The sequence below is a fragment of the Pseudomonas sp. NPDC007930 genome (assembly GCF_042958985.1).
Classification (GTDB): Bacteria; Pseudomonadota; Gammaproteobacteria; order Pseudomonadales; family Pseudomonadaceae; genus Aquipseudomonas.
Genome location: NZ_JBIBKC010000005.1, coordinates 307,323 through 319,938, shown reverse-complemented (window position 1 = coordinate 319,938; position 12,616 = coordinate 307,323). Strand labels below are relative to the sequence as shown.

Annotated in this window: 12 protein-coding genes; 2 read left to right on the top strand and 10 right to left on the bottom strand. The window is 67.3% G+C overall.

Translation table 11 applies throughout. From position 1 onward, the window contains the following. Nucleotides 1-3 precede the first annotated feature (3 nt). From ACFZCE_RS14050 to ACFZCE_RS14040, 3 genes are read right to left on the bottom strand one after another with little or no spacing between them, the layout of a single operon-like run. Entirely contained in the window at nucleotides 4-783 is a 780-nt protein-coding gene (locus ACFZCE_RS14050; protein ID WP_390939894.1) for an ATP-binding cassette domain-containing protein, read from the bottom strand. Continuing rightward, nucleotides 783-1,850, bottom strand: coding sequence for an iron chelate uptake ABC transporter family permease subunit (locus ACFZCE_RS14045; protein ID WP_390939892.1), 1,068 nt, complete (start codon nucleotides 1,848-1,850; stop codon nucleotides 783-785). Before ACFZCE_RS14045 ends, ACFZCE_RS14050 begins: the two co-directional genes overlap by 1 nt. Then, nucleotides 1,847-2,974, bottom strand: a complete 1,128-nt coding sequence (locus ACFZCE_RS14040; protein ID WP_390939890.1) for an ABC transporter substrate-binding protein — start codon at nucleotides 2,972-2,974, stop codon at nucleotides 1,847-1,849. The genes ACFZCE_RS14045 and ACFZCE_RS14040 overlap by 4 nt, the downstream gene beginning before the upstream one ends. Before the next feature lie 212 nt (nucleotides 2,975-3,186). Between ACFZCE_RS14040 and ACFZCE_RS14035 the strand changes: the two genes are divergently transcribed. Together ACFZCE_RS14035 and nadE are read left to right on the top strand one after the other, a co-directional pair. Further along, entirely contained in the window at nucleotides 3,187-3,834 is a 648-nt protein-coding gene (locus ACFZCE_RS14035; protein WP_390939888.1) for an isochorismatase family protein, read from the top strand. A gap of 52 nt (nucleotides 3,835-3,886) precedes the next feature. After that, nucleotides 3,887-4,714 (top strand): ammonia-dependent NAD(+) synthetase, encoded by an 828-nt coding sequence (nadE, locus tag ACFZCE_RS14030; protein ID WP_390939886.1) that lies wholly within the window; start codon nucleotides 3,887-3,889, stop codon nucleotides 4,712-4,714. A 229-nt stretch (nucleotides 4,715-4,943) separates the two neighbouring features. Here nadE and prpF read toward each other — a convergent pair whose 3' ends face one another. From prpF to ACFZCE_RS13995, 7 genes are all read right to left on the bottom strand, one after another. Continuing rightward, entirely contained in the window at nucleotides 4,944-6,125 is a 1,182-nt protein-coding gene (gene prpF, locus ACFZCE_RS14025) for a 2-methylaconitate cis-trans isomerase PrpF (RefSeq protein ID WP_390939884.1), read from the bottom strand. Between the two features lie 16 nt (nucleotides 6,126-6,141). Next, the gene (gene acnD, locus ACFZCE_RS14020; protein WP_390939882.1) at nucleotides 6,142-8,730 is read right to left on the bottom strand and encodes a Fe/S-dependent 2-methylisocitrate dehydratase AcnD; all 2,589 of its coding nucleotides are present in this window, start codon (nucleotides 8,728-8,730) and stop codon (nucleotides 6,142-6,144) included. A gap of 75 nt (nucleotides 8,731-8,805) precedes the next feature. Beyond that, nucleotides 8,806-9,933 (bottom strand): 2-methylcitrate synthase, encoded by a 1,128-nt coding sequence (gene prpC, locus ACFZCE_RS14015; protein ID WP_390939880.1) that lies wholly within the window; start codon nucleotides 9,931-9,933, stop codon nucleotides 8,806-8,808. A gap of 48 nt (nucleotides 9,934-9,981) precedes the next feature. Then, the gene (gene prpB / locus ACFZCE_RS14010; RefSeq protein WP_390939878.1) at nucleotides 9,982-10,869 is read right to left on the bottom strand and encodes a methylisocitrate lyase; all 888 of its coding nucleotides are present in this window, start codon (nucleotides 10,867-10,869) and stop codon (nucleotides 9,982-9,984) included. Continuing rightward, nucleotides 10,866-11,573, bottom strand: a complete 708-nt coding sequence (locus ACFZCE_RS14005) for an FCD domain-containing protein (protein WP_390939876.1) — start codon at nucleotides 11,571-11,573, stop codon at nucleotides 10,866-10,868. The genes prpB and ACFZCE_RS14005 overlap by 4 nt, the downstream gene beginning before the upstream one ends. Nucleotides 11,574-11,717: 144 nt before the next feature. Next, nucleotides 11,718-11,951 (bottom strand): hypothetical protein, encoded by a 234-nt coding sequence (locus tag ACFZCE_RS14000; protein ID WP_390939874.1) that lies wholly within the window; start codon nucleotides 11,949-11,951, stop codon nucleotides 11,718-11,720. Between the two features lie 51 nt (nucleotides 11,952-12,002). After that, complete coding sequence (locus tag ACFZCE_RS13995; protein ID WP_390939872.1) at nucleotides 12,003-12,527, bottom strand: DUF6586 family protein; 525 nt, start codon at nucleotides 12,525-12,527, stop codon at nucleotides 12,003-12,005. Nucleotides 12,528-12,616: the final 89 nt, after the last annotated feature.

The window sequence follows — 12,616 nt, the reverse complement described above, 5'->3', positions numbered from 1 at the left end:
GGCCTACACCACCCCCACCAAGCCATCGATCAACACCTGCGCGCACCCTTGCGAGCAGCGCTCTACCCGCCCGCGCACGCCATACACCTCGGCCAGGGTCGCCGGGGTGATCACCTCGGCCGGCGCGCCGTGGGCCACCAGCGCCCCACCCCGCAGCATCAGCGCGCGGTCGGTGTGACGCAGCGCGATGTTGATGTCGTGCAGCACGATCAGGGTGATCATGCCGTGGGCGCGGGTCAGCTCGCCGATCAGGTTCATCACGTGAAACTGGAAGTTCAGGTCCAGCGCCGACAGCGGCTCGTCGAGCAGCAGCACGCGGGGCTCGCGGATCAACGCCTGGGCCAGGCCCACCAGTTGCTTTTGCCCGCCCGAGAGTTCATCGAGAAAGCGCATGCCCAGGTGCTCGATGTCGAGCTGGCGCAGCAGCGCCCGGGCCCGTTCGGCCTCTTCACCGGCATGCCCGGCGCCACTGGCGCGGCGCGCCACCAGCAATGACTCGAACACCCGCAGGTGCACGCTGGCCGGCAGGCTTTGTGGCAGGTACACCACCTGCTCGGCGCGCTGGGCGAAGCTGGCGTGCAGCAGGTCATGGCCGCCGAGCAGCACCTGGCCACGGGCCGGGGTCAGCCCGGCGATGGCCTTGAGCAGGGTCGACTTGCCGCTGCCATTGGGGCCCAGCAATGCCGTGACCTCACCGGCGGCAACGCCTTCCAGGGCCAAGCCGTTGATGATCGCGCGGCGGCCGTAGTGAACCTGCAACCCCTCGATAGCCAACTGCGCCATCACTGCACCCCCTTGCGCCGCAACACGATGAACAGAAAGAACGGGATGCCCACCAGCGCGGTGACGATGCCCACCGGCACCAGCACGCCATGGATGATGTTCTTCGACACCACCGAGGCCAGCGAAAGGATCACCGCCCCGGCCAGGGCGCTGCCGGGCAGGTAGAAGCGGTGGTCTTCACCGAACAGCATGCGCGAGATGTGCGGCCCGACCAGCCCGATGAAACCAATGGTGCCAACGAACGACACCGCCAGCGCCGACAGCACGCTGACCCGCAGCAAGGTGCCCAGGCGCAGGCGCTTGACGTCGATACCGAAGCTGGCGGCGCGGTCTTCGCCCAGGCGCAACGCGGTCAGTTGCCAAGAGCGCCGCCAGGCCAGCGGCAGGCACACCGCCAGGGCCAGGGCGAGCATCCCGGCCTTGGGCCAGTCGGCCCGCGCCAGGCTGCCGAGGGTCCAGAACACCAAGGCCTGCAGGGCGTCTTCACTGGCCACGAACTGGATCAACGACACCAGCGCGCCAAAGGTGAAGCCCAGGGCAATGCCGAACAGCACCACCACGTTGGTATCGGCCTTGCGCAGCCGCGCCAGCACATCCAGCGCCAGGGTGGCGAGCATGGCGAACACGAACGCATTGGCCGCCACCAACCACTCGCTGGGCACCCCAGGGATGCCCAGCCCGAGTACGATCGCCAGCGCCGCGCCGAACGCCGCGGCATGCGATACGCCCAGGGTGAACGGGCTGGCCAGCGGGTTGCCGAGGATGGTCTGCATCTCCGCGCCCGCCAGGCCCAGCGCTGCGCCGACCAACACCGCCATCAGCGCCTGCGGCAAGCGAATGCTCCACACGATCACCTGCTGGCCGGGGCTGACGCTCTCTTTGTGCAGCAGGGTTTGCCAGAGGTCGGCCAGGCTCAGCCCGGCGGGGCCAAGGGTGAAGTCGAGCAACATCGAGGCCGCGATGGCCAGCACGAAGGCGCCGAGCAGCAGCAGGCGCCGGCGCAGCACACGGCTGTAGTCGTCGAGCACCTGGGGCGGGGTATCGGCCAGGTTGAGCTTGGCGGTCACGGCTTGAGGTCCACCGCGTAGGTGCCCTGGATGTTCACCGGCAAGAACTGCTGCAACTCGGCCAGGCTCTTGGCCGGGTCAACGTCCTTCATCTGCTCGGGGTAGAACCACTTGGCCATGGCCTCGATCGCCAGCACGTTGTACGGCGAGTTGTAGAAGTTGTGCCACACCCCATGCACGCGGCCTTCGCGCACGGCGGTCAGGCTGGAGATGCCCGGGCGCGCCACCAGCGCTTGCAGGCTTTGCCGCGCGGCCGCCTCGGTCACGCCAGCGCCCGCCTTCAGGCCGTCATCACTGCTGTTCTGGTCGCGGGTGCCACTGGTGAGATAAAAGCGCGGGTCGGCGCTGATCAGCTTTTCCAGGTTGATGTCGCCGATCGGCCCGGGCACCAAGTCTGCGGCGATGTTATGGCCCCCCGCCGCCTGGATGAATTCGCCCATATTGCCCTTGCCGGCGGTGTGGCAGCAGGCCACGCCACCTTTGTTGTAGCCGGCGAGCATTTCGATGAACACCGACGGCCGCTGACCCTCGGGTACCTTGGCGACCACCTCCTGCACGCGCTTGAGGTGGCGCTCGTACCAGTCGATGTAGGCTTGGGCCTGGGCTTCGCGGTGCAGTGCCTGGCCGAGCAGGCGCATGCTCGGCACGGTGTTTTTCATCGGGTGCTGGCGGAAGTCGACGAACACCACCGGCACGCCGGCCTGGTGCAGTTGTTCCACCACCGGGTTGTTCACCCCCGGGCCATGGCCGGCCACGCCGAAGATGGCGATGTCTGGGTGCAGGTCGAGCACCTTTTCCGGGTTCACGCTGGCTTCGGAGGTTTTGCCGATGGTGGGCAGGGTGTCTATTTGCGGAAATTTCGCCTGGTAGGCGGCGTAGCCTTGCTTGTCGACGGTTTTCAGCTCGCCCTGCCAGCCGACGATACGCTTGAGCGGGTCTTGCCCCTCGAGCAGGGCGACCGCATAGAGCATGCGCCCCTCACCCAACAGCACATGCTCGACCTGGTCCGGGATCTGCACCTGGCGGCCGGCGATGTCGGTGACGGTGGTGGCGGCGAAGGCGGCCTGGCAGGCCACGCTCAAAGCCAGCGCGCCGAGCAGGGCGCGGGGAGAAAACGAACGCATGAGTACCTCGTGTGCGAGCGGCTTTAGAAATAAATACTTACTATTGTGCCTGAAAACCGTTCGCATTCGCGGCGCGAGCCGATGAAGAAACTGTCATCTAGTAACCGGATGTGTTGTGCAAAGCCTCGCCCTTGAGCCGCCGCCCACCGCCAGCGCTTCAACCGCGCCCCGGCAAGCAGGTACTATGTAAACCCCACCCGCCGGAGCGCGCCATGAAAGTCGCCAGTTTCGATGTCGATGCACAAAAAGGCTTCACGCCGCTGTGCCCTGAAGAACTGCCGGTGCCCGAAGGCGACCTGATCGCCGCGGACCTGAACTTCCTCGCCAGCCGCGCCAGCCTGCGCCTGGGCAGCAAGGATGCGCACTCGCCCCAGGCCAAGTGGGTGGTCGCCGAACCCAGCCAGATGCTCGCCCCACTGGGCCTGGCCAACGCCGACCTGACCTGGGTCAGCCATTGCGTTCCGGGCACCGCCGGCTTTGAATTGCTCGACGGCCTGCCGGCGCCGCTGGACTACGATTTCTTCGTGTGGAAGGGCATCGAGCTCGACCTGCACCCCTACGGCGCCTGTTACCACGACCTGGCCGAGCGCCGCAGCACCGGCGCGATCGAATTCCTCCGCGCCCAGGGCGTGGGCCGGGTGCTGGTCGGCGGCCTGGCGCTGGACTACTGCGTGCGCACCACCGCCTTGCAACTGCGCCGCGCGGGCTTCGAGGTGGGTGTGTACCTGCCGGCCTGCCGCGCGATCGCCGCGCACAGCGCCGAAGCGGCCTGCCAGGCCATGAGCGAGGCCGGCATCAGCCTGTATGCCAGCGCCGCGGCCCTGGATGCCGCATTGGCCGCCGATACCTGTAAGCTTTGACCCCTGTGCATTCAACCTTTGCCTGTTTCACATCGATGGGAGATCGACCGACATGAGCAACCGCCAAGCCGAAATCGCCGCCGCGCTGGATGTCACCCCGCCGTTCAAGGATGACGCCGCCATCGCCGCGGAGGTCGACCGGCGCAAGGCCTTTATCAAGCACACCCTGCGCAGCGCCGGGTTGAGGGTGCTGGTGCTGGGCATCAGCGGCGGCGTGGACTCCTCCACCGCCGGGCGCCTGGCGCAGCTGAGCGTTGAGGAACTGCGCGCCGAAACCGGCGATGCCACCTACCGTTTCGTCGCCGTGCGCCTGCCCCACGGCGTGCAGCACGACGAAGCCGATGCCGCCCTGGCGATGCAGTTCGTGCGTGCCGATGAAGAGGCGACGGTGAACATCGCCGGCGCCGTCAAGGGCCTGGCCGATACCGTCAGCCACCTGGGCGGGCTGACCCCGGCGCGCCGGGACTTCGTGATCGGCAACACCAAGGCGCGGATGCGCATGGTCGCCCAGTACACCATCGCCAACGCCTACGACGGCCTGGTGATCGGCACCGACCACGCGGCCGAGGCGGTGATGGGTTTTTTCACCAAGTTCGGCGACGGCGCCTGCGACCTGGCGCCGCTCAGCGGGCTGGTGAAACACCAGGTGCGTGCCGTGGCGCGCTACCTCGGCGCCCCAGACAGCCTGGTGATGAAGGTGCCCACCGCGGACCTCGAAGAACTCAACCCCGGCAAGCCCGACGAGCATGCCCATGGCGTGACCTACGCGCAGATCGACGCCTTCTTGCATGGCGAGGCGGTGCCGGAAGAGGCCTATAACATCATCGCCAGCACCTACGACAAAACCCACCACAAGCGCGCGTTGCCGTTCGTGCCTTGAAGGCGGCTGAGGGCCCATCGCCCGGCACAGCCGGAGTGCTGTTCACTTAGGCAACTTCACGGCCTCGTGGAGGGCATGAACATGTGAGCCATGCTGATTTTGTGCATGAGCTTCAGGGCCTATCGCCCGGCACAGCCGGCCTCCCACGGGTCCAGTATTTCTCTTTAAATCAAGGAGTTACATAAATCTGGTGGGAGGCCGGCTGTGCCGGGCGATAGGCCCTGAAAACCTACCCCGGCACCCGCACCCACCCCTCCATCAACACCCGCGCGCTACGGCTCATGATGGCCTTGGTCACCTGCCACTGGCCGTCGACCTGCCGCGCCTGGGCGCCGACGCGCAGGGTGCCGGAGGGGTGGCCGAAGCGCACGGCCTCGCGCTCGCCGCCGCCGGCGGCGAGGTTGACCAGGGTGCCGGGGATCGCCGCCGCGGTGCCGATCGCCACCGCGGCGGTGCCCATCATCGCGTGGTGCAGCTTGCCCATCGACATCGCCCGCACCAGCAGGTCGACATCGCCCTCGGCCACCGGCTTGCCGCTGGAGGCGGTGTAGCTGGCCGGCGGCGCGACGAATGCCACCTTGGGCGTGTGCTGGCGGCGCGCGGCGTCTTCCACCCGGCTGATCAGCCCCATGCGCACGGCGCCGTAGGCGCGGATGCGCTCGAACATCTCCAGCACCCGCGGGTCGCCGTTGATCTCGCCTTGCAGCTCGGTGCCGGTGTAGCCCAGCGCCGCGGCATTGAAGAAGATGGTCGGGATGCCGGCGTTGATCATCGTCACTTCCAGGCTGCCCACACCCGGCACGTTGAGGTCGTCGATCAGGTTGCCGGTGGGGAACATCGCGCCCGCCCCGCCCTCCTCCTCGGCGGCCGGGTCGAGAAACTCCAGCTGCACCTCGGCGGCGGGGAAGGTCACCCCATCGAGCTCGAAGGCGCCGGTTTCCTGCACCTGGCCGTCGGTGATCGGCACATGGGCGATGATCGTCTTGCTGATGTTGGCCTGCCAGATGCGCACCACCGCATGGCCGTTGTGCGGCACCCGCTCGGCGGCGACCAGGCCCTGGGCGATGGCGAACGGGCCGACCGCCGCCGAGAGGTTGCCGCAGTTGCCCGACCAGTCGACGAAGGCGCTGTCGATCGACACCTGGCCGAACAGGTAATCCACGTCGTGATCCGGGCGCTGGCTGCGGTTGAGGATCACCACCTTGCTGGTGCTGGAGGTGGCGCCGCCCATGCCGTCGATCTGCTTGCCGTAGGGGTCGGGGCTGCCGATCACCCGTAGCAGCAGCGCGTCGCGCGCCGGGCCGGGTACGCGGGCAGCGCCAGGGAGGTCTTCCTGTACGAAGAACACCCCCTTGCTGGTGCCCCCGCGCAGGTAGGTGGCAGGGATTTTCAATTGCGCTGCAGGTGCCATGTTCGTTCTCCTGGCTTTATGCCGAGGCGGCTTCGAGAAAATCTTCGGCAAAACGCTGCAACACGCCGCCAGCCTCGTAGATGGATACTTCTTCGGCGGTGTCGAGCCGGCACTTCACCGGCACCTCCAGCCGCTCGCCGCCACGGCGCTGGATCACCAGCGTGAGCTGGGCGCCGGGGGTGCGCGCGCCCTGCACATCGAACAGCTCGGTGCCGTCGATGCCCAGCGTGGCGCGGGTGGTGCCCGGCAAGAATTCCAGTGGCAGCACGCCCATGCCGATCAGGTTGGTCCGGTGGATGCGCTCGAAGCCTTCGGCGGCGATCGCCTCGACCCCGGCCAGGCGCACGCCCTTGGCGGCCCAGTCGCGGGAAGAGCCTTGGCCGTAATCGGCGCCGGCGATGATGATCAACGGCTGGCGCCGCGCCATGTAGGTTTCGATCGCTTCCCACATGCGCATCACCTGGCCTTCGGGTTCAACCCGGGCCAGCGAGCCTTGTTTGACCTTGCCGTCGACCACCGCCATTTCGTTGATCAGCTTGGGGTTGGCGAAGGTCGCGCGCTGCGCGGTGAGGTGGTCGCCGCGGTGAGTGGCGTAGGAGTTGAAGTCCTCTTCGGGCAGGCCCATCTGCGCCAGGTATTCACCCGCGGCGCTGCTGCGCAGGATGGCGTTGGACGGCGACAGGTGGTCAGTGGTGATGTTGTCGCCGAGCACCGCCAGCGCGCGCAGCCCACGCAGGGTGCGCTCGCCGGCCAACGCGCCCTCCCAATAGGGCGGCCGGCGGATGTAGGTGCTGTGCGCGCGCCAGGGGTACAGCGGCGCGACCTTTTCGGCGCTGGCGTTATCGAGGTTGAACATCGGGATGTACACCTGGCGGAACTGCTCGGGCTTGACCGCCGCGCCAACCACCGCGTCGATTTCCTCATCGCTGGGCCAGAGGTCTTTCAGGCGGATTTCACGCCCCTGCGCCACCCCGAGCACATCGTTTTCGATGTCGAAACGAATGGTCCCGGCAATGGCGTAGGCCACCACCAGTGGCGGCGAAGCCAGAAACGCCTGCTTGGCGTAGGGGTGAATGCGCCCGTCGAAGTTGCGGTTGCCCGACAGCACCGCGGTGGCGTACAGGTCGCGCTCGATGATTTCCTGTTCGATGGCTGGGTCCAGCGCGCCAGACATCCCGTTACAGGTGGTGCAGGCAAAGGCGACGATGCCGAAGCCAAGCTTCTCCAGCTCGTGGGTCAGCCCGGCTTCGTCGAGGTACAGCGCCACGGCCTTGGAGCCGGGTGCCAGCGAGGTTTTCACCCACGGCTTGCGGGCCAGCCCGAGGCGGTTGGCGTTGCGCGCCAGCAGCGCGGCGGCGATCACGTTGCGTGGGTTGCTGGTGTTGGTGCAACTGGTGATGGCGGCGATGATCACCGCGCCGTCGGGCAACAACCCGGGAGTATCTTCCCAGGCCCCGGCAATGCCCCGCGCGGCCAGTTCGGAGGTGGCCAGGCGGGCGTGGGGGTTCGACGGCCCGGCCATGTTGCGCACCACCGTCGAGAGGTCGAAGCGCAGCACCCGCTCGTACTCCACCGCGGCAAGGGCATCGGCCCACAGGCCGGTCTCCCGCGCATAGGTTTCGACCAGGCGCACCTGTTGCTCTTCGCGGCCGGTCAGGCGCAGGTACGCCAGGGTTTGCTCGTCGATGGCGAACATCGCCGCGGTGGCGCCGTATTCGGGGGCCATGTTCGAGATCGTCGCGCGGTCGCCGAGGGTCAGGCTGCGCGCGCCCTCGCCGTAGAATTCCAGCCAGGCGCCGACCACCTTCTGCTGGCGGAGGAATTCGGTCAGGGCCAGCACGATGTCGGTGGCGGTAATGCCGGGCTGGCGGCGCCCGCTCAGCTCCACGCCGACCACGTCCGGCAGGCGCATCCAGCTGGCGCGGCCGAGCATCACGTTTTCAGCTTCCAGGCCGCCCACGCCGATGGCGATCACCCCCAGCGCGTCGACATGCGGTGTGTGGCTGTCGGTGCCGACCAGGGTGTCGGGGAAGGCCACGCCATCCTTGACCTGCACCACCGGCGACATTTTCTCCAGGTTGATCTGGTGCATGATGCCGTTGCCCGGGGGGATCACCTCGACGTTCTCGAACGCCAGCTTGGTCCAGTCGATGAAGTGAAAGCGGTCTTCGTTGCGGCGGTCTTCGATGGCGCGGTTCTTGGCGAAGGCGTCGGGGTCGTAGCCACCGCACTCCACCGCCAAGGAGTGGTCGACGATCAACTGGGTGGGCACCACCGGGTTGACCTTGGCCGGGTCGCCACCGCGGGCGGCGATGGCGTCGCGCAGGCCAGCGAGGTCGACCAGCGCGGTTTGCCCGAGGATGTCGTGGCACACCACCCGCGCCGGAAACCAGGGAAAATCCAGCTCGCGCTTGCGCTCGATCAACTGCCCGAGGGCCGCGCTGAGTTGTTCCGGCGCGCAGCGGCGCACCAGGTTCTCGGCCAGCACCCGCGAGGTGTACGGCAGGCCCGCCCAGGCGCCGGGGGCCAGCGCATTCACCGCGGCGGCAGCGTCGAAGTAGTCCAGGGGGCTGCCGGGCAAGGGCTTACGGTATTGAGTGTTCATGGCACAGGCTCACGGTCGGTGGTTCGGGCGGGCGGCTTCTTGGGCCGCCCTGCCCGTTCGGCTGGGAAGTGTTCCCTAGCGTTCGGCCAACGGCACGAAGGGCCGCTGGGGCTCGCCGGTGTACTCGGCGCTGGGGCGGATGATGCGGTTGTTGGCGCGCTGCTCGAACACGTGGGCAGCCCAGCCGGTGAGCCGCGAACACACGAAGATCGGCGTGAACAGCTCGGTCGGGATGCCCATGAAGTGGTACGCCGAGGCGTGGTAGAAGTCGGCGTTGGGGAACAGTTTCTTCTGCTCCCACATCACCTTGTCGACCGCTTCGGACACCGCGTACAGGCGGCTATCGCCGACGTCATCGGCCAGCTTCTTCGCCCAGCCCTTGATCACTTCGTTGCGCGGGTCCGAGTCGCGGTACACGGCGTGGCCGAAGCCCATGATCTTCTCTTTGCGTTCGAGCATGCCGAGGGTGCCGCGGGTGGCCTCCTCGGCGCTGGCGAAGCGGTCGATCATTGCCATTGCCGCCTCGTTGGCGCCGCCATGCAGCGGCCCGCGCAGGGTGCCGATGGCGCCGGTGATGCACGAGTAGAGGTCAGACAGCGTCGACGCGCAGACCCGCGCGGTGAAGGTCGAGGCGTTGAATTCATGCTCGGCGTAGAGGATCAGCGACACGTCCATCACCTGGCGGTGCAGGTCGCTCGGCGGCTTGCCATGCAGCAGGTGCAGGAAGTGCCCGGCAATGCCCGGTTGGTCGCTGTCGGTGTCGATCCGCACGCCGTGGTGGGCGAAGCGGTACCAGTAGCAGAGCATTGCCGGGAACAGCGCCAGCAGGCGGTCGGTCACCGCGTGCTGGCGCTCGAAGCTGCCCTCGGGCTCCAGCACGCCGAGAAACGACGCGCCAGTGCGCATCACGTCCATGGGGTGGGCGGCCGCCGGGATGCGTTCGAGCACCTCTTTCAGTGGCTGCGGCAGGCTGCGCAGGGTGCGCAGCCGGGCCAGGTAGTCGTCGAGCTCGGCGCGGCTGGGCAGCTCGCCATACAGCAGCAGGTAGGCCACTTCTTCGAACACCGCCTGGCCGGCCAGTTCGCGTACGTCGTAGCCGCGGTAGGTTAGCCCGGCACCCGCCTGGCCCACGGTCGACAGGGCGGTCTGCCCGGCGACCTGGCCGCGCAGGCCGGCGCCGCTCAATACTTTTGCTTCTGCCATGTGGATTCTCCCGTTCTTGAACTTGTTGTAAGGAAGGTTCGCAGCAGGTCAGCGTTTACCCTGCGCGAACAACGCGTCGAGTTTCTCCTCGAACGCGTGGTAACCAATGGATTCGTAAAGCTCCATGCGGGTTTGCATGGTATCGACCACGTTCTGCTGGGTGCCGTCGCGGCGCAGCGCGGCGTACACGTTTTCCGCCGCCTTGTTCATCGCGCGGAACGCCGACAGCGGGTACAGCGCCATGGCCACATCGGCCTGGGCCAGCTCCTCGGTGGTGAACAGCGGCGTGGCGCCGAATTCGGTGATGTTGGCGAGGATCGGCACGCCCACTCGGCTGGCGAACTGCTTGTACATGGCCAGCTCGGTGATCGCTTCGGGGAAGACCATGTCGGCACCGGCCTCGATACAGGCCGCGGCGCGATCCAGCGCGGCCTGCAGGCCTTCGACCGCCAGCGCGTCGGTGCGCGCCATGATCACGAAGCTGTCATCGGTGCGGGCATCGACGGCGGCCTTGATGCGGTCGACCATCTCCTGCTGGCTGACGATCTCCTTGTTCGGCCGGTGGCCACAGCGCTTGGCGCCGACCTGGTCTTCGATGTGCATGGCAGCGGCGCCGAACTTGATCATCGAGCGCACCGTGCGCGCCACGTTGAACGCCGAAGACCCAAAGCCGGTGTCGACATCCACCAGCAGCGGCAGGTCGCACACGTCGGTGATGCGGCGCACGTCGGTGAGCACGTCGTCGAGGTTGCTGATGCCCAGGTCGGGCAGGCCCAGCGAACCGGCCGCCACTCCGCCGCCGGAGAGGTAGATCGCCTTGAAGCCGGCGCGCTGGGCCAGCAGCGCATGGTTGGCGTTGATGGTGCCGACGATCTGCAGCGGCCGTTCACTGGCCAGCGCGGCGCGGAACCGTTCGCCTGGGCGGGGTTGGGTCATGCTTCACCTCCATTGTCGTTGTTGTGCAGTTGCCGCTCGATGTTGCGCCGCGACGCCGCGATGTGGCGGCGCATCAGCAACTCGGCCAGCTCGCCGTCGCGCTCGGCGATGGCGTCGAGGATGCGATGGTGTTCGGCGAAGGCCTGGCGCGGGCGGTGCGGCGTGGCGGAAAACTGAATGCGGTACATGCGCACCCGCTGGTACAACTCGCCACACAGCAGTTCGGTCAGAGTGTGGTTGCCGCTGCCCTGGATGATCCGGTAGTGGAAGTCGTGGTCGCCTTCCTGCTGGTAGTAGCCAACCCCGGCCTGGAAGGCTTCATCGCGCTCATGGGTGTGGAGCACCTGGCGCAGTTCGCTGATCTGCGCGGCGCTCATGCGCTCGGCCGCCAGGCGGCAGGCCATGCCTTCGAGGGATTCGCGAATCTGGTACAGCTCGATCAACTGCTGCTGGCTGAGCGACACCACCCGCGCGCCCACATGGGGCACCCGCACCACCAGGCGCTGGCCTTCGAGGCGGTGGATTGCCTCGCGCAGCGGGCCGCGGCTGACGCCATGGGTGCGCGCCAGTTCCGGCTCGGAGATTTTGCTGCCCGGGGCAATGTCGCCGCGCACGATGGCGTTCTGCAGGCGGCGAAACAGCTGTTCGGCGATGGTTTCGTGGTCATCGGCCAGTGGCAGGCTGAGGAGTGGGGCTTCAGGCATGTGTCGACAATTTATTGGGCTTATGCGGTAAATCTAGCCCTGCCCTCGGCAATGGTCAACAGATTGTCTACACCAGGAAAAACCCGGCCATTAAAAAACCCGGTAGGCGCTGCGCCATACCGGGTTGTTCAACACCTGCCGCGGTCAATGCAACACGCGGGCGCCATCATCGCGCTCGAAATCGCTCTCGGCCAATTTGCCGGCCATCTGCACACCGACGCTGAGCATGGCCTTGGCCACCTCTACGTGCTGGCCCTGCAGGAATGCCTTGGCGTCTTCGGAGAAATCGAGTGTGACCAGCGACCCTTCATCTTCGGCGCGACGCAGTTCGATGCGGCCGTCTGGCAGCTCGACGATTTCAAGAAAAGACGTGGACATAGAGGGGCAGTTCTCCAGGTTGGCCCGCCATTGTAACAGCGGTTGACCGAATCAGCACTCACTCAGGCCATCGCGAAAGCGAATGGCCAGCGCCTTCAGGTGCTGGCGCCAGGCCTCGAGGGTTTGCGCGTTCAACGGCTCGGGCTCGCCCTCGGCGCCGAGGTCGACCGCCTGGATCAGCGGCGTGGTCACGTCGTGCTTGGGCTTGGCCGGCTCGCGCGGCGGCTGGAACAGGTCACCATAGGCGCTGAGCAACTGCGACAGCCAAGTGTGCGGCTGCTGGGTGAGCTCGACCAGCTCGGCCAGCTCCGGGTTGGCCGCCGAGGTCAGCACCGCGGGGGTGAGGTAGGCCTGGGCGCGGGGCGCGGCGCTGTCGGCCAGGCGGTAGAACCCGGCGATTTCATGGCACAGCCCGAGCAGGGCGCCGTACAGGTGGAACACCACCGCCTCGCGCTCGGCCTGCATGCGCGCCAGGGCGTTCATGGCACTGCCCTGCTCGGCCTTGGCCAGGGTTTCGAGGGCCAGGCCGGCGAAGTAGAGCTTCTGGTTGGTGCGGGTGTAGCGTTCGTTGGCCATGGGGGCGCCTCCGCTGTGTTGCCCTGGTGCTTGGGTTCAGGGCCCTTCGCCTGGCACAGCCGGGAGGCCGGCTGTGCCGGGCGAAGGGC

Bases quoted from the DNA above. Each gene is read 5' to 3' on its own strand.
- ACFZCE_RS14050 (WP_390939894.1), bottom strand. From the start codon at position 783: ATGGCGCAGTTGGCTATCGAGGGGTTGCAGGTTCACTACGGCCGCCGC.
- ACFZCE_RS14040 (WP_390939890.1), bottom strand. From the start codon at position 2,974: ATGCGTTCGTTTTCTCCCCGCGCCCTGCTCGGCGCGCTGGCTTTGAGC.
- ACFZCE_RS14035 (WP_390939888.1), top strand. From the start codon at position 3,187: ATGAAAGTCGCCAGTTTCGATGTCGATGCACAAAAAGGCTTCACGCCG.
- nadE (WP_390939886.1), top strand. From the start codon at position 3,887: ATGAGCAACCGCCAAGCCGAAATCGCCGCCGCGCTGGATGTCACCCCG.
- prpF (WP_390939884.1), bottom strand. From the start codon at position 6,125: ATGGCACCTGCAGCGCAATTGAAAATCCCTGCCACCTACCTGCGCGGG.
- acnD (WP_390939882.1), bottom strand. From the start codon at position 8,730: ATGAACACTCAATACCGTAAGCCCTTGCCCGGCAGCCCCCTGGACTAC.
- prpC (WP_390939880.1), bottom strand. From the start codon at position 9,933: ATGGCAGAAGCAAAAGTATTGAGCGGCGCCGGCCTGCGCGGCCAGGTC.
- prpB (WP_390939878.1), bottom strand. From the start codon at position 10,869: ATGACCCAACCCCGCCCAGGCGAACGGTTCCGCGCCGCGCTGGCCAGT.
- ACFZCE_RS14005 (WP_390939876.1), bottom strand. From the start codon at position 11,573: ATGCCTGAAGCCCCACTCCTCAGCCTGCCACTGGCCGATGACCACGAA.
- ACFZCE_RS14000 (WP_390939874.1), bottom strand. From the start codon at position 11,951: ATGTCCACGTCTTTTCTTGAAATCGTCGAGCTGCCAGACGGCCGCATC.
- ACFZCE_RS13995 (WP_390939872.1), bottom strand. From the start codon at position 12,527: ATGGCCAACGAACGCTACACCCGCACCAACCAGAAGCTCTACTTCGCC.